This is a genomic window from Streptomyces sp. B3I8, assembly GCF_030816915.1.
In the GTDB taxonomy this organism is placed as follows: Bacteria; Actinomycetota; Actinomycetes; order Streptomycetales; family Streptomycetaceae; genus Streptomyces.
Map to the genome: position 1 here is coordinate 5,657,606 of NZ_JAUSYN010000002.1, position 22,450 is coordinate 5,680,055.

20 protein-coding genes are annotated in these 22,450 nt (G+C 73.7%); 9 read left to right on the forward strand and 11 right to left on the reverse strand.

The genetic code is table 11. From position 1 onward, the window contains the following. Position 1 precedes the first annotated feature (1 nt). The 5 genes from QFZ64_RS35420 to QFZ64_RS27205 all read right to left on the reverse strand — a co-directional run bounded on the left by QFZ64_RS35420 (position 2) and on the right by QFZ64_RS27205 (position 5,927). The gene (locus tag QFZ64_RS35420; RefSeq protein ID WP_309486338.1) at positions 2–85 is read right to left on the reverse strand and encodes a putative leader peptide; all 84 of its coding nucleotides are present in this window, start codon (positions 83–85) and stop codon (positions 2–4) included. A gap of 182 nt (positions 86–267) precedes the next feature. Further along, positions 268–840: a GNAT family N-acetyltransferase gene (locus QFZ64_RS27190; RefSeq protein ID WP_307070110.1), complete on the reverse strand. Its 573-nt coding sequence runs from the start codon at positions 838–840 to the stop codon at positions 268–270. A gap of 196 nt (positions 841–1,036) precedes the next feature. Then, entirely contained in the window at positions 1,037–2,437 is a 1,401-nt protein-coding gene (locus tag QFZ64_RS27195; protein ID WP_307070112.1) for a hypothetical protein, read from the reverse strand. A gap of 172 nt (positions 2,438–2,609) precedes the next feature. Further along, complete coding sequence (locus QFZ64_RS27200) at positions 2,610–3,917, reverse strand: GAF domain-containing protein (RefSeq protein WP_307070114.1); 1,308 nt, start codon at positions 3,915–3,917, stop codon at positions 2,610–2,612. Between the two features lie 342 nt (positions 3,918–4,259). Then, positions 4,260–5,927, reverse strand: a complete 1,668-nt coding sequence (locus QFZ64_RS27205) for an acyl-CoA dehydrogenase family protein (protein ID WP_307070116.1) — start codon at positions 5,925–5,927, stop codon at positions 4,260–4,262. Between the two features lie 113 nt (positions 5,928–6,040). On the opposite strand from QFZ64_RS27205, the gene QFZ64_RS27210 reads away from it, so the two are divergent. Beyond that, positions 6,041–7,192 carry a YihY/virulence factor BrkB family protein gene (locus QFZ64_RS27210; RefSeq protein WP_307070118.1) on the forward strand — a complete coding sequence of 384 codons (1,152 nt, stop codon included), beginning with the start codon at positions 6,041–6,043 and terminating at the stop codon, positions 7,190–7,192. Positions 7,193–7,201: 9 nt separating this feature from the next. Next, a complete protein-coding gene (locus tag QFZ64_RS27215) occupies positions 7,202–7,963 on the forward strand; it encodes an AraC family transcriptional regulator (RefSeq protein ID WP_307070119.1) in 762 nt (253 codons plus the stop codon). A 183-nt stretch (positions 7,964–8,146) separates the two neighbouring features. Here the strand turns inward: QFZ64_RS27215 and QFZ64_RS27220 are convergent, their stop codons facing one another. Next, on the reverse strand, positions 8,147–8,542 hold the full coding sequence (locus tag QFZ64_RS27220; protein WP_307070121.1) for a VOC family protein: 396 nt from the start codon (positions 8,540–8,542) through the stop codon (positions 8,147–8,149). Positions 8,543–8,611: 69 nt separating this feature from the next. On the opposite strand from QFZ64_RS27220, the gene QFZ64_RS27225 reads away from it, so the two are divergent. Further along, positions 8,612–9,280 carry a ThuA domain-containing protein gene (locus QFZ64_RS27225; protein ID WP_307070122.1) on the forward strand — a complete coding sequence of 223 codons (669 nt, stop codon included), beginning with the start codon at positions 8,612–8,614 and terminating at the stop codon, positions 9,278–9,280. Here the strand turns inward: QFZ64_RS27225 and QFZ64_RS27230 are convergent. Beyond that, positions 9,262–10,044, reverse strand: a complete 783-nt coding sequence (locus QFZ64_RS27230) for a class I SAM-dependent methyltransferase (RefSeq protein WP_307070124.1) — start codon at positions 10,042–10,044, stop codon at positions 9,262–9,264. The genes QFZ64_RS27225 and QFZ64_RS27230 overlap by 19 nt on opposite strands. Positions 10,045–10,223: 179 nt before the next feature. Between QFZ64_RS27230 and QFZ64_RS27235 the strand changes: the two genes are divergently transcribed. From QFZ64_RS27235 to pip, 4 genes are all read left to right on the forward strand, one after another. Beyond that, positions 10,224–11,438 (forward strand): sensor histidine kinase, encoded by a 1,215-nt coding sequence (locus QFZ64_RS27235; RefSeq protein WP_307070127.1) that lies wholly within the window; start codon positions 10,224–10,226, stop codon positions 11,436–11,438. Beyond that, entirely contained in the window at positions 11,435–12,067 is a 633-nt protein-coding gene (locus QFZ64_RS27240) for a response regulator transcription factor (RefSeq protein WP_307070129.1), read from the forward strand. Before QFZ64_RS27235 ends, QFZ64_RS27240 begins: the two co-directional genes overlap by 4 nt. Positions 12,068–12,414: 347 nt before the next feature. Beyond that, positions 12,415–14,112 carry a carboxylesterase/lipase family protein gene (locus tag QFZ64_RS27245; protein ID WP_307070132.1) on the forward strand — a complete coding sequence of 566 codons (1,698 nt, stop codon included), beginning with the start codon at positions 12,415–12,417 and terminating at the stop codon, positions 14,110–14,112. A gap of 128 nt (positions 14,113–14,240) precedes the next feature. Then, positions 14,241–15,212 (forward strand): prolyl aminopeptidase, encoded by a 972-nt coding sequence (gene pip, locus QFZ64_RS27250; RefSeq protein WP_307070133.1) that lies wholly within the window; start codon positions 14,241–14,243, stop codon positions 15,210–15,212. 46 nt (positions 15,213–15,258) lie between these two features. Here the strand turns inward: pip and mmuM are convergent, their stop codons facing one another. From mmuM to QFZ64_RS27265, 3 genes are all read right to left on the reverse strand, one after another. After that, complete coding sequence (gene mmuM, locus QFZ64_RS27255; protein WP_307070135.1) at positions 15,259–16,215, reverse strand: homocysteine S-methyltransferase; 957 nt, start codon at positions 16,213–16,215, stop codon at positions 15,259–15,261. 282 nt (positions 16,216–16,497) lie between these two features. Next, on the reverse strand, positions 16,498–17,091 hold the full coding sequence (locus QFZ64_RS27260) for a TetR/AcrR family transcriptional regulator (protein WP_307070138.1): 594 nt from the start codon (positions 17,089–17,091) through the stop codon (positions 16,498–16,500). A 239-nt stretch (positions 17,092–17,330) separates the two neighbouring features. Beyond that, positions 17,331–18,590 (reverse strand): FAD-binding protein, encoded by a 1,260-nt coding sequence (locus QFZ64_RS27265; protein ID WP_307070139.1) that lies wholly within the window; start codon positions 18,588–18,590, stop codon positions 17,331–17,333. A gap of 162 nt (positions 18,591–18,752) precedes the next feature. On the opposite strand from QFZ64_RS27265, the gene QFZ64_RS27270 reads away from it, so the two are divergent. Then, positions 18,753–20,090 (forward strand): radical SAM protein, encoded by a 1,338-nt coding sequence (locus QFZ64_RS27270; RefSeq protein WP_307070141.1) that lies wholly within the window; start codon positions 18,753–18,755, stop codon positions 20,088–20,090. A gap of 309 nt (positions 20,091–20,399) precedes the next feature. Then, on the forward strand, positions 20,400–21,950 hold the full coding sequence (locus QFZ64_RS27275) for a cellulose-binding domain-containing protein (RefSeq protein WP_307070143.1): 1,551 nt from the start codon (positions 20,400–20,402) through the stop codon (positions 21,948–21,950). A gap of 77 nt (positions 21,951–22,027) precedes the next feature. On the opposite strand, the gene QFZ64_RS27280 is transcribed toward QFZ64_RS27275, so the two are convergent. After that, a complete protein-coding gene (locus QFZ64_RS27280) occupies positions 22,028–22,384 on the reverse strand; it encodes a beta/gamma crystallin domain-containing protein (RefSeq protein ID WP_307070145.1) in 357 nt (118 codons plus the stop codon). Positions 22,385–22,450 lie beyond the last annotated feature (66 nt).

Below are 22,450 nucleotides of genomic sequence, written 5' to 3' on the forward strand. Positions count from 1 at the left end.
CTCAGCTCGCCGGACAGATGGCGCTGGACATGCGGCCGAGATCGACGTGGCGCCGACTCACCAGGGCGATTCCAGTTCCAGACATGGCGGAAGCGTGGCACGGCAATCCGGACACCGTCCACCATCGTCCAACATCCGGACGTCCTTGTCTCGCATCATGGGACGAGGGTGGTCATCGTCACATGCTCCCGGGGTTTACGCGTCCGCGCAGGTCGGGCGGGTCGGAGCAGGCCAGGGTGCGAGCGGGTGAGGGCGGGCGGGAGCCGGTCAGACCGGGAACGCGCCCGGCCAGGGGCCGGGGGTAGCCGCCTCCCGCTCCTCCTCCACCTCGGTGTCGAAGAGGTGGAAGCCGCGTCGCTGGTAGTTGGCCAGCGCGTGCGCCCCGTCCTTGCTGCACGTGTGCAGCCACACCCGCTTGGTCGGCGCCAGGTCCGGGTGACGCTCGCCCAGGTCCCACGCGCGGGCGGTGCCGTACGACAGCAGGTGACCGCCGATCCGCCGGCCCCGGAAGGCGGGCAGCAGCCCGAAATAGAGGATCTCCACGGCCCCCTCGTCCTGCGCCTCCAGCTCCACGTATCCGGCCGGGGTGCCCCGCTCGTACGCGACCCACGTCTCCACGCCGGGCCGGTCCAGGTGCTCCTGCCAGCGCGCGTACGACCACGGCAGCCGGTCGGTCCAGCGGATGTCGCCGCCGACCGAGGCGTACAGGAAACGGCTGAACTCGGGCGAGGGCACCTCGGCACGGACGACGCGGACGTCCCCCTCGGGGGCCTCGGCGGGCAGCAGATCGGTGGGGGAGGTCTGCTCCAGGGACCAGGTGGTCACGGCGATGTTGCTCATGCGGCCAGACAACCACGGGGGTGCGGCCGGGTCCAAGGCCGGTCCGGCGAAGGAGACGGCCGTCCGACAGGGGAGACAGGCGGGTCGGCAGGCGAGACGGAGCCGACGTCCGGCCCGTGGCTCCGCCGCCTCTTCGGCCCACTCGGCCCACTCGGCCCACTCGGCCCACTCGGCCCACTCGGCCCATTCAGTCGGCTCAGTCCACGGAGTCGTCGACCGACGACAGCGGCACCGCGTACAGCACCCGCTCCGGGATCGGCGTGCCCTCCCAGCCGTTGTCCGCGTCGGCCGCCCACTCCGTGAGCGTCCACAGCTCGCCCGTCTCCTGCCAGTACGACAGCGCCTCGGTGTGCTGTCCCCAGCACGCCTTCGTCCGGTCCGCCGTGCAGGTGGCCGCCTCCGTGCCGGAGGCCGTCTGCCGCCACAGCGTGCCGTGCTTCCCGCGGGCGCCGGGGGCCTGGCCGACGTACCAGTTCGCCGCGCTCGCCCCGTCCGGCCGGTGCGAGAGGGCGCCCTGGACGCCGACCGCCTTCGTCTCGTACGCCTCGTCCGCGTCGGCATCGCCGTTCGCGTCGGTGCCGAGCAGTCCGGTACGCGTGCTCTGGGTGCTGAAGTAGTAGCGCCAGAGCCGGGCCGGCTGGGTGCCGCCGGAGCTGAACCACTCGTTCGCCACCAGACTGTCCGGGGTGGAGGTGCGGTCCAGCGAGACGGAGGCGAAGCACGGCACGTGGTCGTCGTCGGTCGCGTCGCACGCGCCGCCGGTCAGGCTGTACGAGCCGACGGCGGGCAGCACGTACTGGTAGCCGTGCGCCGAGAAGCCGCCGCTCACCTTGCCCACCGCAGCGCTGTTCACGTTCGCCCGCAGGATGCGGTGCATGTCGAAGACGAACAGCGCGTTGTCGTGGTCGGCGCCGTTCTTCGCGGTGACGATCAGCTTGTCCTGGTACCAGACCATGCCGCCGATGTGGGAGCGGACGGCGCCGAAGTCGGTGCCGCCGGAGAGCGGGGCGACCAGCAGCACCCAGCGGTACCTGAGGTGCGCGGGATCGTTCGCATCGACGAACGCGACCCGGGCGAGCCCCTTGTCGTCGGCCGGCTCGCCCGCTTTGTGGTCGTTGTGCGTCCAGCCGGCCAGGATCACGCGGTCCTCGCCCCACGTGCCGTCGTCGTCCGCGTCACCGGAGGTGGTGACGGACTGCGGCAGCCACTTCTGTGTCGTGGCGTCCCCGGCGTCCCAGCAGTACGCGCGGCTCGCCGCGGGCTGGACGGGCAGCGCGGCCCGCTCCGTGCCGTCGCAGTCCGACTTGTCGCGCATCGGGTGGTTGGCGCTCTGCAGCACCCCGTGCACGCCGACGTTGCCGCCCATCGCCTTCGTGAGCGTGTCCAGGCTGCCGGTCTGCACCAGGTTCTCGTGCAACTGGAGCTTGCCGCGCTCGGCGGAGGAGGTGAGCGGGGTCAGCGGCCCCGGGTCGTTGTCGCCCGCCGCCTGGGAGGTGCTGATCAGTGTCGCGGCGGCGGTCAGGGCCAGCGCGGTGCCGGCCAGGGTGGCGCGCAGCGCGCGCCCCCGCTTCTTGCGCCGATGTCTGCCGTGTCCCATCGTTGCCCTCCCGGGACCGTCAACCGCGCCATACGGCCCTCTCGTCGGCCGTGGCACGAGTGGTGGTCCGGGGAGGATGCTACGTCAGTGGGCCACGCGGCCCACCTACAACGGGGGAATTGGCGGGACGTCCCTCACGAAGCGGTGGGGATGTTCGGCACCGCACGAGGAATCAGCACGCGCCCGGGGTCCCTGGCCCCGCCCCCCGCGCCCGCGCGACCCCCGGCGCGGTGGACGGCGGCAACAACGCGCCCCGGTCCGCCGGGAAGCGCACCTCCACCTCCGCGTCCTCGTGGAGCCGGTAGGGCCGGTGGGCCAGCAACGAGCCCAGATAGCGCCGCATGCGCGACAGTTCCGCACGGACCGTGACCGTGCGGCGCGGATCGCCGAACAGGTCCGCGGCCAGCGCGGACGCCGTCCGCCCCGCCCGGTCCGACGCCAGCAGGCACAGCAACTCCGCGTGCCGCAGGCTCAGTACCTGCGTCCAGGCACCCGCCTCGCTGGACACCGTCACCGTCCAGTGCCGCGGCCGGGACACGTCGAGCACCATCCGCAGCGCCGCCCGCGCCCCCGTCGGCCGCTCCTGCGGCCGCAGCAGCCAGCCGCCCGGCAACGGCTCCACCGCGCACGGCCCGAGGCCCGGCACGGAACCGCGCCCGGCGCCCAGCGACCCGGGCAGCGCCACCCGCGGGGTGTACGGCACGGACGCCACCGCCGCCGTCCAGCCGTCACGGTCCACCGCGAGCGCCCCGTTGTCGTCCATCCGGGCCAGCAGCGGCGCCGCCACCGCGCGCAGCCGCTCCAGCGAGGTCAGGTGCAGCTCCCGCAGCCTGGCCTCGGCGAGCCGGGCCACCGAGTCGACCCAGGCCAGCGCGGTCGGATGCATCGCCTCCAGTGGACCGCTGACATTGACGATGCCGAGGAGCCGGCCGTCGCGCGGATCGCTGATCGGCGCCCCGGCACACGTCCACGGCAGCAGGGAGCGCACGAAGTGCTCGCCGGAGAACACCTGTACGGGCCGCCGTACCACCAGTGGGGTGCCGACCCCGCTGGTGGCGACGGTCTTCTCGCTCCAGTCCGCGCCGACCTCCAGACCCATGCCGTCCGCCCGGCGCAGCACCGGCGCGCTGCCCTCGCGCCACAGCACCCGGCCCTCGTCGTCGGCGACGACCATGATGTGATGTGCGGCCTCCGCGACCGACAGCAGCGTCTCGCGCAGCACCGGCACCACGTGCCGCAGCGGCGACGCCTGCCGGCGCCGCTCGACCTCGTCCCGGCCGAGCAGCCCGATCCGTGGCTCCCGGTCGGGGTCGAAACCGCTGCGCAGCATGCGGCTCCAGGACTCCTCGATCACCGCACGCGGCGCCATGCCCGTCCGCCGGGACCCGAGCGCGGCGGTGCGCACCTCGCCGAGCACCTGCGCCGCCTGCACGGGGTCCTGGGCGGCGATCCGCGTCACGTCCACCACAGTGTGCGCCAACTCGGTCCTCCCGGGGGCCCGTAGCGCGATGGCCGGGCCCGTCGACTGTTCGCTTCGTCACCGCGCCCCATACTGCCGCGCTCCCGGTGACACAGTGGCACGCCAGGGCCACGCGGGGCGGCAGCTTGCAACCCCATGCAACCCTGGCGAACAGCCGTACGGTGATTGAAACTTGTTCAAGCCGTTCCGGCAGTGCCCCGAGGCACCGCCGGTGGGGCAGCTCAACGGGGGTGGTGCCGTGTCGGCGCAGCACCACCCCCGTCACACCACCCCCGTCACACCACCCGCCCGGTACGACTCCCCGCGGACGGGCGCGGTTTCGCGGCCCCGTGCCGCCGCCCGTCAGCCCTCCGCCGGACGCGCCTCCGCCGGACCCGCTTCCACCGGGCGCGCCCGCTCCACCACCGACGCCAGGTCCAGCGTGTGCGGCAGGGTGCCGAACGCCGTGCCCCAGTCGCCGCCCAGCCGCGAGGCGCAGAACGCGTCGGCAACCGCGGGCGGCGCGTACCGCACCAGCAGCGAGCCCTGGAGGACCAGCGCCATGCGCTCCGCCAGGCGGCGGGCGCGGCCCTCGACGCCGTCCAGGTCGGCGAGTTCGGTGAGCAGGTTCTTGACCGCGCCGTCCAGCCGGTGGTCCGCGCCCCGCGTCGTGCCGACCTCGCGCAGGAACGCGTCGATCGCCTGCGGTTCGCGTTGCAACGCCCGCGGCACGTCCAGCGCCTGGACGTTCCCGGCGCCCTCCCAGATCGAGTTGAGCGGTGACTCCCGCAGCAGCCGGGGCATCCCCGACTCCTCCACGTACCCGTTGCCGCCCAGGCACTCGGAGGCCTCCGCCACCAGCGGCGTGCACCGCTTGGTCACCCAGTACTTCGCGGTCGGCACCGCCAGCCGCAGCAGCGCCCGCTCCTGCTCGCCCCCGTCGTCGTAGGCCGCCGCCAGCCGCAGTCCGAGCGCGGTCGCGGCCTCCGACTCCAGCGCCAGGTCGGCCAGTACGTTCCGCATCAGCGCCTTGTCGACGAGGGGACCCCCGAAGGCCTCGCGGTGCGTGGCGTGGTGCACGGCCTGCGCCACCGCCTGCCGCATCAGCGCGGCCGCCCCGAGCACACAGTCGAGCCGGGTCGCGGCGACCATCTCGATGATGGTTCGTACCCCGCGCCCCTCCTCGCCGACCCGGCGCGCCCACGTCCCGTCGAACTCGACCTCGGCGGAGGCGTTCGACCGGTTGCCCAGCTTGTCCTTGAGCCGCTGGATCAGGAACACGTTGCGTGTGCCGTCCGCCAGCACCCGCGGCACCAGGAAGCACGTCAGCCCGCCCGGCGCCTGCGCCAGCACCAGGAACCCGTCCGACATCGGTGCCGAACAGAACCACTTGTGGCCGCGCAGCTCGTACGTGCCGTCCTCGGCCAGCGGCCGGGCCTCGGTGGTGTTCGCCCGTACGTCGCTGCCGCCCTGCTTCTCCGTCATCCCCATGCCGAAGATCGCGCCGGCCTTCTGCGCGGCGGGCCGCAACCCACGGTCGTAGATCATCGACGTGAGCCGCGGCTCCCACTCGGCCGCCAGCACCGGGTCGGTGCGCAGCGCGGGCACCGCCGCGTGCGTCATCGACAGCGGGCAGCCGTTGCCCGCCTCCACCTGCGTCCACACCACGAAGGCCGCCGCCCGCCGCACGTGCCCGGCCGGCCGCGACCAGGCCGCCGTCAGCCCCGCCGAGACGCCCTTGCCGAGCAGCCGGTGCCAGGAGGGGTGGAAGTCGACCTCGTCGAGCCGGTTGCCGTACCGGTCGTGCGTGCGCAGCGCCGGCGGGTTCTCGTTGGCCAGCACCCCCCACTCCTGCACCTGCGCCGCACCGGCCGTGCGCCCCAGCCCCGCGAGTTCCTCCCGTACCTCCCCGAGATGCTCGGGGGCCACATGCCGTTCCACGGCCTCCACGAGGGCCCGGTCGGCGGAGAAGACGTCGTATCCGACCAGGGGCGGGGCCTGGTTGGTCACCGTGTGCGTGCTGGCTGCCATGCAAGGAACCTACCCCCCGGTACGGGGGAGGTCACCAGCTCGCGGGCACCCGCGCGGACAGCCGGGGCGACCAGGGTATGAGCGCAGGGGGCGACGGCCGATACCTTTGGAACGTGCAGCCAGCAAGTGAATCCCCCGACTCCCCGCCCGGCCGCTTCCACCGGGCACGGGCCCTGTACCGGAATGTCAGCAAACGCCGGACCGCCTGGCTGCTTCTGAAGGACACCGTCAACTCCTGCGTGGAGTACCGCATCCTCGGCCTCGCGGCGGAGGCGGCGTTCTTCACGCTGCTCTCCGTGCCGCCGCTGCTGCTGAGCCTCATCGGCCTGCTCGGCTACGTCGACGACTGGACCGGCACCGACACCATCAGCAGCCTGGAGAACAACCTCCTGGAGGCCTCCCGCACGGTGCTGTCCGACAAGGGGGTCACCGAGGTCGCCGAGCCGCTGCTGCACGACGTGATGAAGGGCGGCCGCCCCGACATCATCTCCATAGGCTTCCTGTTCGCCCTGTGGTCCGGCTCGCGCGCGGTGAACGTCTTCATCGACACCATCACCGTGATGTACGGTCTCGACGGCACCCGCGGCATCGTCAAGACCCGGCTGCTGGCGTTCGGCCTGTTCATCGTCGCCCTGCTCATCGGCTCCGTCGTGCTGCCGCTGACAGTGGCCGGACCGGACGCGGTGGTGGAGGTGGTCCCCTGGTCCACCACGGTCGTACAAGTGCTGTACTGGCCGGTCGTCGTCGTCCTCTCGATCGTCTTCCTCACCACGCTCTACCAGGTCTCCGTGCCGGTCCGCTCGCCCTGGGTGGAGGACGTGCCCGGCGCGCTCGTCGCCCTCGCCATGTGGGTGCTCGGCAGCTTCCTGCTGCGCATCTACCTCACCAGCACCATCGAGGGCCCCACGATCTACGGCTCGCTGGCCGCGCCCGTCGCCGTCCTGCTGTGGATCGGCGTCGCCGCGTTCGCGGTGCTGGTGGGCGCGGCCGTCAACGCCGCGATCGACCGCGTCTGGCCGGCCGCCGCGACCGCCGCCGCCCGCGAGGCCAACGAGCGGCTCCGCAGGGAACAGGCCGCGGAGTACGTCGCCCGCACGGCCGCCCTGTGCGACGACGACCCGGACGACCCCGACATGCCCTCCGAGTTCCCCGAACGCTGGTCGCGTTTCCTGCCCCCGGAGGACGTCACGTCCCGCCTGCGCGCCCACGTCCGCAGCTACCACCACGGCAAACCGTCCGGCGGGCCGAGAGAGCCGCGGGGCTAGCCTGGCGGTATGTACGCGGAACGGGCGTCACGGCTGCCGGGGGCGGTGGTCTGGCGCCGTCGCACGGAACGGCCGGCCGCCGTACCGTCCGTCCTGCCTGCCCCGTCCCGGCGACCAGGCCCGCCCGTCCTGCCCGAGCGTCCCGTCCTGCCCGACGGCTGCATGGACCTGCTGTGGACCGAGGGCCGGCTGCTGGTCGCCGGTCCCGACACGCACGCGTACGTCCCCGACGGCCTGCCCGCGCACTGGGTGGGCGTCCGCTTCCCGCCCGGCACGGCGCCGACGCTGCTCGGCGTCCCGGCCCACGAACTGCGCGACCGCCGCGTCGACCTCGCCGACCTGTGGCCGGCCACCCTGGTCCGACGCCTGACCGCCCGCGTCGACGCGGCCCCGGACCCGGCCACCGCACTGGAGGCACTCGCGCTGGACCGGGCGGCGGACACGGACCCCCCTGACCCGCTGCTGACGCGGGTGGTCGCCTCCCTGAACGCGGGCCACTCGGTGACCGCGACCGCAGAAGCCCTCGGCATGAGCACCCGCCGGCTCCACCGCCGCTCCCGCACGGCATTCGGCTACGGCCCGAAGACCCTCTCCCGCGTCCTGCGGCTGCAGCGGGCACTGAGGGCGGCGGCGGAGGGCGCACCGCACGCGGAGGTGGCGGCCCGAACGGGCTACGCGGACCAGGCCCACCTCACGCGAGAGGTACGGGCTCTGACGGGGATGACCCCGGGGCGGCTCTTCCCGCCTCCGCACGGGGATCCGCCGGGCTGAGGGCGCGCACCGAGAACACCGCACGGATCCCTCCGCAGGACCGCCGGCGCCTCTTCGTCCACCGGGCCGGGCACCCATGCGTGGCAGTACCACCGGTGGGCGGCGGCCGCACGGCGGATCACCTCGTGTTCTCCTGACCGCACGGCCCGTGTCCGTCGTGGACCCGGACCCGGGACCGGCTTCTCACAGCCCCGCGTAAAGATCCACCGCATTGCCGTCCGGGTCGTGGACGATCGCGTAGCGCTGGCCCCAGACCGCGTCCCACGGGGCGAGTTCGCCGTGGTGGCCGGCGGTCACCAGGGCCTCGTGGAGGGTGTCCACCTCGGCCGGGGTCGCGCAGCGCACGGCGAGGGACGCGCGGCCCCCGGCGCCGTCCGACGGCGGGTGCCAGCCGGGGCGGAAGGAGCGCACCACCTCCTCCGTGTCCAGCAGCAGGCGCATCCCGCCGGGCACCTCCGCCTCCGCGTGCGGTTGCCGCTCGCTGCCCTCGGGGAAGACGAAGCCCAGCCGGCGGTAGAAGGCGAGGGAGGCGGCCATGTCGGAGACGACCAGGCCGATCGCGTCGAGTCGTGGAGTCATGCGGTCACCGTAGGCGGGCCGCTCGCCCCGGGTCTTGAAGGAAACGGACACCGCATAGGCTGCGCACCCATGGCCTCCCGACTCCTCGTGTACACCCGCACCACCGCCTACCGTCACGACTCCGTCCCGGACGCCGTCGCCGCCCTGCGCACCCTCGACCCCGGCGGTCTCGCCGTGGACGCCACCGAGGACCCGGCCGCCCTGGAGGCCCCCCTCACCCCGTACGCGGCCGTCGTCTTCCTCTCCACCAGCGGCGAGGTCCTCACCGACGCCGGCCGCTCCCGTCTGGCCGCGTACATCGAGGCCGGCGGCGGCTTCGCAGGGGTGCACGCGGCGGCCTGCACCGAGTACGACTGGCCGTACTTCGGCGAACTGCTGGGCGCCCGTTTCACCCGGCACCCCGTCTACCAGCCGGGCCAGGTCGTCGTCGAGGACCGCGCCCACCCCGCCACCGCCCACCTCCCCGCCCGCTGGGACCTCACCGACGAGTGGTACGACTTCGACACCAACCCCCGCGCCACCGCGCACATCCTGCTGCGCGCCGACGAGAACTCGTACGAGGGCGGAGGCATGGGCACCGACCACCCGCTCGCCTGGTACCGCGAGCAGGGCGCCGGCCGGGTCTTCTACACCGCCCTCGGCCACGCCTCGCCCGCCTACGCCGACCCGGCCTTCCGCACCCACCTCCTCGGCGGGCTGCGCTGGGCGGCCGGGCTCGCTCACCCCGCCGGGGCGTGAGTCACCCGGATCTTGGACTGGCCGTGCGGCAGCCGCTCCCAGTCGTCCATGAACCGGGCCCGGAGCCCGTACCGGGCGGCCAGCGCCACGAGCGTCTGCGTGCGGTAGTAGAAGTCCTCGTGCAGCACGTGGTGCTCCTCGCCCTCGGTCCGGTCGAAGGTGAAGTCGAACCAGCCCCCCGGCGCGAGCACCCGGCCGACGTGCGCCAGGCACTCCTCGATCACCGGCAGCGGCGAGTGGGAGAAGACGCTGTGCGCGTGGACGACGTCGAAGTGCGCGTCGGGCAGGAACGCGAACTTCAGGTCGCGGACCGGCGTGAGCGTCGGGAGCCGCCGTTGCAGCCCCTTCTCCGCGATCGTGTCCTGTGCCGCGGCGAGGATGTCGGGGGAGATGTCCAGACCGTAGTAGTGCCCGGGCTCCAGATGCCGGATGAACCGCCAGCCGGCGCGCAGGTTGCCGCAGCCGATCTCCAGCATCCGGTGCTCGGGACGCAGCCCGTGTTCCACCAGGTAGTCGAACTGCATCGCGCCGAGCGCCAGCCACCGCTCCCGGGTCGGGCTGCCGACCGCCGCGTCCGGACTCACCTGCGTGTCGGAGCGCATCACGGCCCGGTAGTAGTCGACGTGGTCCGGGTACTTGCGGCGCAGCCACATGTCCCGGGTGACACGCACGAGATGCCTCGGCACCCGGCCCGGATGCCGCACGGCGTAGCCCACACGGTGCCCGAAGCTCGCTCGGTCGACGGTGACGTTCTTGGCCGGCACAGGGTCCTCCTCGGTCGTTCCGCGCTGTCCCGCCCAGCCTGGCGGCGACGACGGCCCACGCCTGTCGGCCGTCCGGATCGCTCTCCGGCCCGGCCCGGCCGACACCGGTGTCAACCGATCGGTTGATGCGCACGCCCGAACACCCCGATAGACACGAACGGGAGAGGACGGAGGACCCCATGGAGCAGCCGCAGTCCCAGCCGTACGCGCAGGAAGCCACCGATCCCGACGCGCGCTGGCTCAACGCCGTCCTCCACACCGCCTTCCTCGCCCTCCTCTGCTCCTCCCTCGTCCGCTACCTCACCCACGCCCACGGTGGTGACGCCCGTACGGTCGCCCTGTTCGTGACCTTCCCGCTCCTTTACGCCGCCGGCCGGCTGCTCGCCCCCGCCCCCGCGCCCGGCACGCGGCCCACCGTCCGGCACCTCGTCTGGCTCGGGGCCGTCACCGCGAACTGGATCGTGCTCCTCGTCCAGGCGCCGAGCGCCACCTGGTGCGCGATGCCCCTGCTGTTCACCGGGCTGCACGCACTGCCCCCGCGCCTCGCCGTACCGCTCGTGGCACTGCTCACCGCGCTGGTCGTCGGCTCCGAGATCCGGATGTCGCACGGCACGCTCAACCCCAACATGGTCGTCGCCCCGCCGGCCATCGGCGCGGTCGCCACCGCCGTACTGGTCCACCTCCAGCGCCAGTCGGCCCGCCGACGCCTCCTCATCGACGACCTGGTCCGCACCCGCCGGGACCTCGCGGCCACCGAACGGCGGGCCGGCGTCCTCGCCGAGCGGCACCGGCTGTCCGCCGAGATCCACGACACCCTCGCCCAGGGCCTGACCAGCCAACGCATGCTGCTCCAGGCCGCCGAACGGGTCTGGCGCACGGATCCCGCGACGGCCCACGACCACCTGCGCGAAGCCACCGGCATCACCGCCCGCAACCTCACCGAGGCCCGGCGCCTGGTCCAGGACCTCGGCCCCGCCGACCTCACCGACGACACCCTCCCCGGCGCGCTCCGGGCCCTCACCGAGCGCGAGAGCCGGCCGGGCCTCGCGGTGGAGTTCCGGCTCGACGGCACGCCCGGTCCGCTCCCGGACCGGGTCGAGGCGACACTGCTGCGCATCGCGCAGGGCGCGCTGGCCAACGTGCGCGAGCACGCGGCGGCGACCCGCGCCGCCCTCACGCTCACCTGCCTCGACGACCGGATCGCGCTCGACATCGCGGACAACGGCCGCGGCTTCGACCCGACGGCCCGCCCGGCCCCCGTCTCCGGCAGGGGACACGGGCTCCCCGCCATGCGCATCAGAGCCCGGCAGGCCGGGGGCACCCTCACCGTCGAGTCGACGCCGGGCGAGGGCACCGTCGTCACCGCCATCACCCCGCTGGAGTTCGCGCCATGACCCCTGTACCCGTACGACTGCTGCTGTGCGACGACCACGCGGTGGTCCGGGCCGGCCTGCGCGCCCTGCTGTCCAGCGCCGACGGCATCGAGGTCGTCGGCGAGGCGGGCAGTGGCGAGGAGGCGCTCGCGCTCGCCGCCCAGCTCCGCCCGGACGTCGTACTGATGGACCTGCAACTCGGCGACGGCATCGACGGCGTGAAGGCGACCCGGAAGCTGACAGCCGGGACGCCGGCGCCGCGCGTCCTCGTCCTCACCATGTTCGACACGGACGCCGACATCACCCGGGCCGTCGAGGCGGGCGCCACCGGGTATCTGCTCAAGGCGGAGCGCCCGGAGGAACTGTTCGCCGCGATCCGTGACGCGGCAACAGGGCGTACGGCCCTGTCGGCGCCGGTCGCCGACCGCCTGCTCGCACACCTGCGCGACCCTCGCCCGGCCCTGTCGGACCGCGAGCACGAGATCCTCCAGCAACTGTCACGGGGACTGGGCAACCGTGAGATCGCACGGGCGCTGTTCATCAGCGAGGCGACGGTGAAGACCCATCTGCAGCGGATCTACGGCAAGTTGGGGGTAGAAACCCGGGCAGGCGCGGTGGCGCTGGCGAAGGAACGACGGTTGCTGCGGTAGCGCGCCCGTACGAACCCGCACCCGCGTACGGACGGGAGCGGGGCGCGGGGGTGCGGCGCAGCCCGCCGCGTAGCTGGTCCACAGCGAACGTGTCCCCTCCACACCCCGGGCAGTATGCCCGGCGGCGGCGGGCTCGCCGCGCCCCCGACACCACGAACCACGCAGCGCACCCCCGCACCTCTCGGCACCACAAAGCACGCGCCGGGCCACCCCCAACACACCCACCGCAAAATACGATATGAGCCGCCCCGAACCGCATCCGCACGCACCCACACGCACCCGCACCGAAAGACCGAGCCGCCTCCCCGCTCCACCCCACCGCACCACCCGGCAGGAAGGACGCGCGCATGGCAACCTCCGAGACCCCTGCCAACGACCCCTCGGGGTCCCCGGACCCCGTCGTCCGCACTCCCCACGGCCGCGTCCGCGGCCGCTACGAACAGGGCGTCGCCGTCTTCCGCGGCATCCCCTTCGCCGCCCCGCCCTTCGGCCCGCGCCGCTTCCGGCCCCCCGTGCCGCCCGAGCCGTGGGGCGGCGTCCGCGACGCCGGCGCCTACGGGCCCACCCCGCCCAAGCCGCCGTACTCCGAGGCGTTCGCCCGCTTCCTCGCCGACCCGGTGGTCGCCGGCGACGACTGCCTCAACCTGAACGTGTGGACACCGGAGCCGGGCCGCGGGGCCCGGCTCCCGGTCATGGTGTGGATCCACGGCGGCGCCCTCACCCGCGGCTCCTCCGCCGTGCCCATCTACGACGGCACGGCCTTCGCCCGCGACGGAGTCGTTCTCGTCTCCTTCAACTACCGCCTCGGAGTGGAGGGTTACGGCCTCTTCCCGGACGCCCCGCCCAACCTCGGCCTGCACGACCAGCTCGCCGCGCTGGAGTGGGTGCACGCGTCCGTCGCGGAGTTCGGCGGCGATCCGGACCACGTCACCGTGTTCGGCGAGTCGGCGGGCGCCATCAGCATCGGCGCACTGCTGGCCGCGCCGCGCGCCCGGGGCCTGTTCCGGCGGGCGGTGCTGCAGAGCGGGCCGCCCGAGGTGACGGACCGGGACAAGGTGCGCCGGCTGGTGCGGCGGATGGCCGCGCGGCTGGAGGTCCCCGCCACGGCCGCCGCCTTCGCCGACGTGGACCGCACCCGGCTGGCCGAGGCCCAGGCGGAGGCCGGCCGCATGGCCGGCCCCATCCTGGGCGGCCCCGCGTTCGGCATCGTCGTCGACGGCGACCTCGTGCCCCGCGACCCGCAGGCGGCGCTGATGGACGGCGCCGCCCGGGACGTACCGCTGCTGATGGGCTGGACCAGCGAGGAGTACCGGCTGTGGATCGCGCCCACGGGGCTGGTCGAGCGCATCGACCGCCTCGGCCCGCTCGCCGTCGCGCTGGCGATGGCCCGCTGCCACTGCGGACCCGAGGTGATCCGCGGCTACCGCGCCGCGCACCCGGCGGCCACGACGTCCGAGCTGATCGGCCAGATGGTCACCGACCACCTGCTCCGTGTGCCGCTGCACCGACTGGCCGACGCCCGCGCGGGCCTCGCCCCGACGGACGGACCCCCGCCCGCGAACCCGCCCGCGAACCCGCCCGCGAACCCGCCCGCGAACCCGCCCTCCGGCATCGCACCGGCCACCCTCGCGGCCGGCACCCACGTGTACGAATTCGCCTGGCGCTCCAACGTCCCCGGCCTCGGCGCCTGTCACGCCCTGGAACTGGGCTTCGTCTTCGACGCGGCCGACGTACCGGAGGCGGAACGGCTCGCCGGCCCGGACGCGCCCCGGGAGTTGGCGCAGGAGATGCACGAGGCCTGGGTGCGGTTCGCGGTGGACGGCGACCCCGGGTGGGCGCCGTGGGACGCGTCCCACCCCGTACGGCTGTTCGGCGGGGGCGGGGAGGAGAACCCCCTGGTGCACGGCCCCCGCGACGCGGAGATGGCCTTGTGGCAGGCGCAGTCCCGACGCCCCGACCCCGGCCGGGTGACCCGCCGGGTGACCCGCCCGCCACTGCGGGTGACGGCCCCGCTGTCGGCGGTCCGCCGCTTCCGGAGATCCTGACGCAGGCCGCGGCCACCGGCTCCACTGCCGGTGTGCTCGGTGAACCGTCGGCGTGCCTTGTGAACCGCCGGTGGGCCCGTGCCCCCTCACACCGCGGCCTCGACGCCGCCGACCCCCGAAGGTGAGCCATGAGTGAGCTGTTCCCGCCGGTCGAACCCCACGCGACGGGGATGCTCGACGTCGGCGAGGGCAACCTCGTGCACTGGGAGGTGTGCGGCAACCCGGACGGCAAACCGGCCGTGGTGGTCCACGGCGGCCCGGGCTCGGGGTGCGGCCCCGGCGCGCGCCGGTACTTCGACCCGGACACATACCGCGTCGTCCTGTTCGACCAGCGCGGCTGCGGACGCAGCCGCCCGCACGCGAGCGACCCCGCCACCGACATGCGGCACAACACCACCCCGCACCTGGTCGCCGACATGGAGCGGCTGCGCGCCCACCTGGGCATCGACCGCTGGCTCCTGCACGGCGGTTCCTGGGGCTCCACGCTGGCCCTCGCCTACGCCGAGACGCACCCGGAGCGGGTGTCGGAGATCGTCCTGTCCGCCGTCACCACCACCCGGCGCTCCGAGATCGACTGGCTCTACCGCGGTGTCGGCCGGTTCCTCCCCGAGCAGTGGGAACGCTTCCTGGCGGGCGCCCCCGGCACCCCGCGGGACGGCGACGTCGTCGCGGCCTACGCGCGCCTGACGGAACACCCGGAGGCCGCCGTACGGGAGAGGGCCACCGCCGACTGGTGCGCCTGGGAGGACGCGGTCCTGTCGGGGGAGACGAAGGGCGCCTCCCGCCCCTATGGCGACCGCCCGCCGGCCGCGAGGCTCGCCCTGGTGCGGATCTGTACGCACTACTTCTCCCACGGCGCCTGGCTGGAGGAGGGCGAACTGCTGCGCGAGGCCCACCGGCTGGCCGGAATCCCCGGTGTCCTGGTCCACGGCCGGCTCGACCTGGGAGGTCCCCTCGACACGGCCTGGGAACTCGCCCGCGCCTGGCCCGACGCGGAACTGATCGTCGTCGATGACGCGGGCCACCTGGGCGGCGCGACCACTCGCCGCCACGTACGGGAAGCCCTGGACCGGTTCGCTCGGCGGAACGGAACGCGATGAGCCCGCCACCGCACACACCGCGCACCTCACCCACGGAGCGAGCCGCTCACGCACCCCCCACCACCTCCGCGACCCCCCGCACCCCGGCCGGTCCCACCCTGCAGCAGCCCCCGATCAGGCGGGCGCCCGCCCGCAGCCAGCCCCGTACGGCCTCGGGAGTGAAGGTGCTGGGACCCGTCCACGTGGCGGCGTCCGCGTCCCACGTCTCGCCACTGTTGGGGTAGGCGACGACCGGTTTGCCGGTCACCTCCGCCGCGAGCGTCACCGCGGGCTCCACGTCCGCCGGCGCACAGCAGTTGACGCCCACCGCGACGATCTCCTCCGCCTCCGCGGCCAGGGCGAACGCCTCCTCCAGAGGTTGCCCGGCCCGGGTGCGGGAGCCCGCGACGGTGTACGACAGCCACGCGGGAACCCCGAGCCCCCGTACCGCCCGCAGCAGCGCCCGCGCCTCGTCCGAGTCCGGCACCGTCTCCAGGGCCAGGACGTCGGGGCGGGCGGCGGCCAGGGCCTCCAGGCGGGGACGGTGGAAGTCGGCCAGTTCGGCGACCGACAGACCGTAGCGGCCGCGGTACTCGGAACCGTCCGCGAGCATCGCCCCGTACGGGCCGGCCGAGGCCGCCACCCACAACGGCCGCGACACCCCGCGCTCCCGCGCCCGGCGTGCCGCCTCCCGTGCCGATTCCACGCTCAGCGAGAGGAGTTCGGCCGTACGGGCGTGGGCGACGCCGTACCGCGCGAACCCCTCGAACGTGGCCTGGTAGCTCGCGGTGATCGCCACGCTCGCCCCCGCCTCGAAGTAGGCCAGATGCGCGCGGGTGATCGCCTCCGGCGCCTCGGCCAGCAGCCGAGCCGACCACAGCGCGTCGCCCAGGTCGTACCCGGCCGCTTCGAGCTGGTTGGACAACCCGCCGTCCAGGACGACGGCTCCGGAGCCCGGGCCCTCCGCAGACGGGGTCTCGGCGGCCAGAACCTCGGCGAGCGAGGGATGCGTCTCACTGCTCATACGGCCCATTACACCGCACACGCCGCATACGCCCGCCGTCGGCGGAAGTCAATATGGATCTCCCCCTACAACGAGCGGTGTCACAGCACGCATACTTCTGTTCACCGGGTAACCCAGTACACAGGGCTGGTGTGTTCGCGTGTGGTGACGCATCATCCGATACTGCGTCCGACACCGGAGGGGCCGAGCGACGAGCCGGGTGCGACACGCGCTCGCGCGCCCCTCCCCTCGAACCCTGGGGCGTCCCGACCGGAACCGGGGCGCCCCAGGCCGGCCCGCCGGTCACGGCCGCGCGTCTGCCGTGACCGTCTCCCCGGGCCAGTTCTCCAACGCCACGTGCAGGGCGTCCACCGCCTTGTCCCAGGAGGCCCGCACGTCCCGCGGATCGGCGAAGCCGCCCGCGGCCTCCAGCGCGCAGTACCCGTGGAACGTGGCCCGCAACAGCCGTACGGCGTCGGTGAGATCGGGCTCGCCGAGACCGTACGCCCGGAGCATCCCGTAGGTGATCTCGGCCGTGCGCCGCATCGCGGGGGAGTCGGGGGCGACGTCCGCGTCGATCCGGATCTGCATCGCGGCGTACCGTCCCGGGTGCCGCAGCGCGTAGTCCCGGTAGGCCCCGGCGAACGCCGCCAGCGCCTCCCGCCCGGCCCGCCCGGCCACGGCGTCGGCGATCTCGTCGATCATCTCGCCCCCGGCCAGCAGCGCGAGCCGCGTCCGCAGCTCGCGCAGGCCGCGCACATGCGCGTACAGACTGGCGTCCTTCACCCCGAACCGCCGCGCGAGCGCGGACAGCGTGACCGCGTCGAAGCCCACCTCGTCGGCGAGCTCCGCCGCGGCCACGACGAGCCGCTCGACACTGAGACCGGCACGGGCCATGCCCGGCCCTCCTTCGATGAGCGACATCCCGGACGACGAACCGAACGCCCAGGTTATCGCCCGCGGGGCGCGCGGCCCCGGCCTCCGGGCCGCCGCCCTCGGCCCCTCGCCGCGCGGCCCGGCCTATGACGAGCCGACGCTTCGAAGGAGAGAGGAAAGACGCACGACAGCCCGAGGGGCGTCCGGGCCCCGGACAGGACCACGATGCCTCCCCGTCCCGGAGTCACGCCCCTCTCGCCTCACCCCGCCAGTACCCCCTCCACGAACGCGTTGCGGAACGTGCCGGTCGGGTCGAGGTCCGCCGCCAGGGCGGCGAAGTCGGCCAGACGCGGGTAGAGCGCGCGCAGGGTGGCGGGCGGGGTGGTGAAGACCTTGCCCCAGTGGGGCCGGGCGTCGAAGCCGTCCAGGGCCGACTCAAGGCGCCGTACCACCGGCAGGACGAGGGCCGTGTCCGCCACCCAGGTGAAGTGCAGGGCGACCGAATCGCGGCCGTACGCCGGGCCGAGCCACTGGGCGTCCGCCGCGATCGTGCGCACCTCGCAGGTCTGCAGGACCGGTGCGAGCGTGGCCCCGATCGCCTCCACGGCGTGCAGTGCCGCCGTCGCGTGCTCCCGGGACAGCAGGTACTCCGACTGCAGCTCCGCCCCGCTGCTCGGGGTGAACTCCGCCCGGAAGTGCGGCAGTCGCTCGTGCCAGGGGCCCGGCACGCCGAACTGCTCGGTGCAGTTGACCGCCGGCATGCCCGGCACCGGGTGCATCTTCTCGGTGGCCGGGGCAGCCCACGGGAAGTCCACCGGCGCCTGGTCCGTGCGCCGCTTCAGCCACACCTGGCGGAACCCCGGCGAGCGCCAGTCGGTGAACAGGCTCACGCTGTACGCCGACGCCGCCACCGCCTCGAAGTCCAGCCCCTGAAGCGGCAGCTCGGTGAAGACGTGCTGCGCCACCTCGTAACCGGGCTCCAGGTCGAGGGTGAGCGCGGTGACCACACCGAGCGCGCCCAGTGAGGTCACCGCCCCGTCGAAGCGCGGGTCGTCCTGGCCGATGACGACCGTCGAGCCGTCCGCCGTGACCAGCTCGACCTCCCGCACCGCCGCGGCGAGCGGACCGTTGGCCACCCCCGAGCCGTGCGTCCCCGTGGCCACCGAACCCGCCACCGAGATGTGCGGCAGCGACGCCATGTTCGGCAGCGCCAGCCCGTGCGCGTGCACCACCCGCGCCAGCTCCGCGTACCGCACCCCGCCCCCGACCCGTACCGTGCGGGCCACGGTGTCCACCGCCACCTCGGACGGCAGTGCGTCCAGTGACAGCAGCACGCCGTCCGCGCCGGGCTCGGCGATCTCGTTGAACGAGTGCCCGCTGCCCAGCACGCGCACCCGTACGCCGGCCCGGGAACTGTCCGCGACGACGGCCCGCAGCGCGTCGAGCGAGCGAGGCCGGTGCAGTTCCTCGGCCGTGTAGATGATGTTGCCGGCCCAGTTGGCGACCGTGTCCCTCGTCACTGTGGTTCCTCCGGGAAAGTCCCTGCGGCGCTGGTCGGCCGCCGTACGCACCTTCTCACCCGCCCCCGGCGCGCGGGGACCCGGTACCCGCGCCGGGCGAGCGGGGGCATACCGTGAGGAGTGGAACGTCCGGGAAACGTCCGACCAGGGAGGAGACAACGGATGGGCAGCCGCACCGCGCTGGTCGAGGATCTGCTGGAACGGTTCGCACACGTGCCGCGCGAAGCCGTCTTCAAGGAGGACCTGCTTCGGGGCGGGGTCGCCTTCGACGCGTCCGCGCTCAGCGACAACGAGAGCGGGGACGTCAAGCCGAAGTCGTACTTCATCTTCTCCTTCGACCACGGCACCCTGCCCGAACTGGGCGAGGCCGCGCTGCGCCGCCCGCCGGAGGAGATCATCCTCACCGGTGGCCCCTACGACCTGCGCCGCACCGTCGTCTCGGTGCGCGTGAACCCCTCCTCGCCGTACCGGGTCGCCGCCGGCGAGGACGGCATGCTCGGGCTGTACCTCGACGGCGCCCGGATCGCCGACGTGGGCGTGCCGCCCATGCCGGAGTACTACCGGCACACCCTCTCCAACGGGAAGTCCGTGATGGAGGTGGCCCCCACCATCCAGTGGGGCTACCTGATCTACCTCACCGTCTTCCGCGTCTGCCAGTACTTCGGCGCCAAGGAGGAGTGCCAGTACTGCGACATCAACCACAACTGGCGCCAGCACAAGGCGGCCGGCCGGCCCTACACCGGCGTCAAGGACGTCGAGGAGGTGCTGGAGGCCCTGGAGATCATCGACAGGTACGACACCCAGAAGGTCTCCACCGCCTACACCCTCACCGGCGGCGCCATCACCAAGACGGTCTCCGGCCGTGACGAGGCCGACTTCTACGGCCACTACGCCAAGGCCATCGAGGAACGTTTTCCCGGCCGCTGGATCGGCAAGGTCGTCGCCCAGGCGCTGCCCAAGCCGGACGTGCAGCGGTTCAAGGACTACGGCGTACAGATCTACCACCCCAACTTCGAGGTGTGGGACGAGTACCTGTTCAAGATGTACTGCCCCGGCAAGGAGCGGTACGTCGGCCGCGACGAGTGGCACCGGCGCATCCTCGACTCCGCCGACGTCTTCGGCGCCCGCAACGTGATCCCGAACTTCGTGGCCGGCGTGGAGATGGCCGAGCCGTTCGGCTTCAAGACGGTCGACGAGGCGATCGCGTCGACGACCGAGGGGCTGCGCTTCTTCATGTCCCACGGCATCACGCCCCGGTTCACCACGTGGTGCCCCGAGCCGACGACCCCGCTCGGCAAGGCCAATCCGAACGGTGCGCCGCTGGAGTACCACATCCGGCTCCTGGAGGCGTACCGGCGGACCATGGAGGACTTCGGCCTGTCCTCGCCTCCGGGATACGGCCCGCCCGGACCGGGCAACGCCGTCTTCTCCGTCAGCTCCTTCATGGACAGCCTGCCGGCGGAGCGGACGGAGCCGGCGGAGCGAGCGGTCGAGGTCTGAGACCCCGGCCCCGCACCCGCGGCGGCCCGCCCGCCCCGACTTTCCGGCCGGGGTGGGCGGGCCGCCGCGTGCGAGGGAGGGGCTCACGGGCACGGCTACGGTGAGGGCGCGACGGCCGCCGGACGAGGCACCGGGCGGGCGCGCGCGGTATCCGGATGCGCCGCTTGTCAGTTGTGCCGGGAGCGTGAAAAGCTCGGGCCCTGTCGTGAGACGACCGCCAACTCCCGCCCGCGACAAGCACGTTGGATTCGCTCGCGGAAGTGGGCGAGCGGGACGAGCCGTTGACGCAGGAGCCACGCAGGAGCCCTCATGCCCGACCTGCCGACCCCGCAGGACGCCGCCGAGGCCGCCGAGTTCTCGGAGGTCTGGGACGCGGTCCTGTCCTACGCCGACCTGTGCACGTCGGGATCGGCGGCCGGCGCGGAACTGGCGGCGGAGGCGTTCACCCGGGGCATCCACGAGGCGCGCGCCGCCGAGTCCACGGCACGGGGCGCCGAACGCCGCTTCCCCCGACTGCCGCGCATCCCGCTGCTGCTCACCGCCGTGCGCACCACCGCCGCCGAGTGGGAGGCACGGGGGCTCGGCCACCGGCTCGACCCCGGCCTGCGGCGATGGCTGACCGCCGACGGGGGCGCCGGGGCCGCCCGGTACACCGGGCCGCCGCTGCGCCGCCCGCTCGCCCTGCGCGCGCTGCGCGACATGCGGGAGCCGGACGCGGCGCTGCTGTGGCTCGCCGAGGCCGAGTCGCTGCCGCTGCCGCTCGTGGCCCGCCGGCTGGGGCTCGACCCGTCGGCCGCCGCGGCGGAACTCGACCGGGTACGGGCACTGTTCCGCGGCCGTTGCCACCGCAACCACCTCGACGCCCCCCTGGACGCGGAGTGCCGCGCCTACGCCGGGCTGCTCGTCGCCGTCACCCGGGCGCCCGGCGGTACGGACACCCCGGAGGACCTCTCCCGGCACCTGGCCGGGTGCGGGGAGTGCGCCGGGGCCGCCGCGTGCCTGCGGGCCTCCGGCGGCGGTCTGCCGGTCGTGCTGGCCGACGGGGTGATCGGCTGGGGCGGCCGCGTGTACCTGGAGCGGCGGCGCCGGGCGGCGGCGGCCGGGCTCAGGGGCGGCCGGGTCGACGCGGCCGCCGACACCGGGCTCGCGGTCGGCACCGTCGCCCGGCCCTGGATCGGCCGCACCGGGATCCTGGCCGCTGCGGTCCTCGTCTCCGCGCTGGCGCTGACGGTGTCGCTGATGCAGGCCGGCACCCCGGCCGAGAACGTCGCCGCCCGCGGCACGGCCGGCGAACGCCCCAGATCAGACCCCGCGTTCTCCGCGCCGCCCACCGCCCACCCGTCGGACGAGGAGCGGGACACCCCGGGCACCCCGAGTGCTTCGTCCACACCGCGCCCGACGAAGGACACCGGTACGACGCCGACACACGGCGACCGTGACACCGAACCCCAGGGCCGATCGCCCGGCCCACTGCGGGACACCCAGGAGGCGCGCGCCTCGGAGGGGGCCGGAGAGCGGGAGGAAACGGCGGACTCGACGGACTCGGGCTGCGAGGTCGCGTACGACGTCGTGACCGAGTGGTCGGACGGTTTCGAGGCCACCGTCACGGTGAGCACCGAGGCAGCGCTCCACGACTGGCGGCTGGCCTGGACGTTCGGCGGGGGCCAGCGCGTGACACAGCGGTGGGACGCCTGGATCACGCAGAACGGTACGAGGGTGTCGGCCGAGGCCGCCGACTACAACAGGAACGTCGCCGCCGGCGGCACCTTCGCCTTCGGCTTCCTGGGCTCCACGCGCCATGCCGACCCGGCCCCGTACGACTTCACGCTGAACGGGGAGAGCTGCCGGGTGGCGGGCTGAAGGACCGGCGCCCGGGACCGTGCCGGGCACCGGCCTCTCCTCGCTGGGAGAGCCCGGCAGCGGTACCCCGCGTCCCGCTACAGAATCTCGATGTGTGCCATCTCAGGCGGGTTGTTGGGGAACGTGATGATGAAATTCTTGCGGTAGTCGCGCGTCGAGCCGTTGGTGTCGTAGAACCTCACCGCGTTGTTTCCGGTCGAAATCTTTTCGACCCACACAACGCCCTCCGACACGGTTGTGAAGTCGTAGTAGCCCTTGTTCGCGAAGCACCTCGTCTTCGTTTCGCCGAGGGGGAAGTGGTACCAGATCTGCAGGTAGTCGGACGGGCCGCAGTTCACGCGGTCGATGGCGTGCGCTGTTCCGGTCGGCACCACGGCGGCCATGACGGCGGCCGCGGCGACGGGGAGGGCGAGGCGCAGTTTCCTGGACAGCATTTCTGACTCCTTTTTCGAGGTCGGGACGTGAAGTGAGTGCGGTGCGGCGACGACGCTAAAAGTGAG

Bases quoted from the DNA above. Each gene is read 5' to 3' on its own strand.
- QFZ64_RS27240 (WP_307070129.1), top strand. From the start codon at position 11,435: ATGACCCCTGTACCCGTACGACTGCTGCTGTGCGACGACCACGCGGTG.
- QFZ64_RS27190 (WP_307070110.1), bottom strand. From the start codon at position 840: ATGAGCAACATCGCCGTGACCACCTGGTCCCTGGAGCAGACCTCCCCC.
- QFZ64_RS27225 (WP_307070122.1), top strand. From the start codon at position 8,612: ATGGCCTCCCGACTCCTCGTGTACACCCGCACCACCGCCTACCGTCAC.
- mmuM (WP_307070135.1), bottom strand. From the start codon at position 16,215: ATGAGCAGTGAGACGCATCCCTCGCTCGCCGAGGTTCTGGCCGCCGAG.
- QFZ64_RS27275 (WP_307070143.1), top strand. From the start codon at position 20,400: ATGCCCGACCTGCCGACCCCGCAGGACGCCGCCGAGGCCGCCGAGTTC.
- QFZ64_RS27205 (WP_307070116.1), bottom strand. From the start codon at position 5,927: ATGGCAGCCAGCACGCACACGGTGACCAACCAGGCCCCGCCCCTGGTC.
- QFZ64_RS27280 (WP_307070145.1), bottom strand. From the start codon at position 22,384: ATGCTGTCCAGGAAACTGCGCCTCGCCCTCCCCGTCGCCGCGGCCGCC.
- QFZ64_RS27235 (WP_307070127.1), top strand. From the start codon at position 10,224: ATGGAGCAGCCGCAGTCCCAGCCGTACGCGCAGGAAGCCACCGATCCC.
- pip (WP_307070133.1), top strand. From the start codon at position 14,241: ATGAGTGAGCTGTTCCCGCCGGTCGAACCCCACGCGACGGGGATGCTC.
- QFZ64_RS27195 (WP_307070112.1), bottom strand. From the start codon at position 2,437: ATGGGACACGGCAGACATCGGCGCAAGAAGCGGGGGCGCGCGCTGCGC.
- QFZ64_RS27270 (WP_307070141.1), top strand. From the start codon at position 18,753: ATGGGCAGCCGCACCGCGCTGGTCGAGGATCTGCTGGAACGGTTCGCA.
- QFZ64_RS27220 (WP_307070121.1), bottom strand. From the start codon at position 8,542: ATGACTCCACGACTCGACGCGATCGGCCTGGTCGTCTCCGACATGGCC.
- QFZ64_RS35420 (WP_309486338.1), bottom strand. From the start codon at position 85: ATGTCTGGAACTGGAATCGCCCTGGTGAGTCGGCGCCACGTCGATCTC.
- QFZ64_RS27215 (WP_307070119.1), top strand. From the start codon at position 7,202: ATGTACGCGGAACGGGCGTCACGGCTGCCGGGGGCGGTGGTCTGGCGC.
- QFZ64_RS27245 (WP_307070132.1), top strand. From the start codon at position 12,415: ATGGCAACCTCCGAGACCCCTGCCAACGACCCCTCGGGGTCCCCGGAC.
- QFZ64_RS27260 (WP_307070138.1), bottom strand. From the start codon at position 17,091: ATGGCCCGTGCCGGTCTCAGTGTCGAGCGGCTCGTCGTGGCCGCGGCG.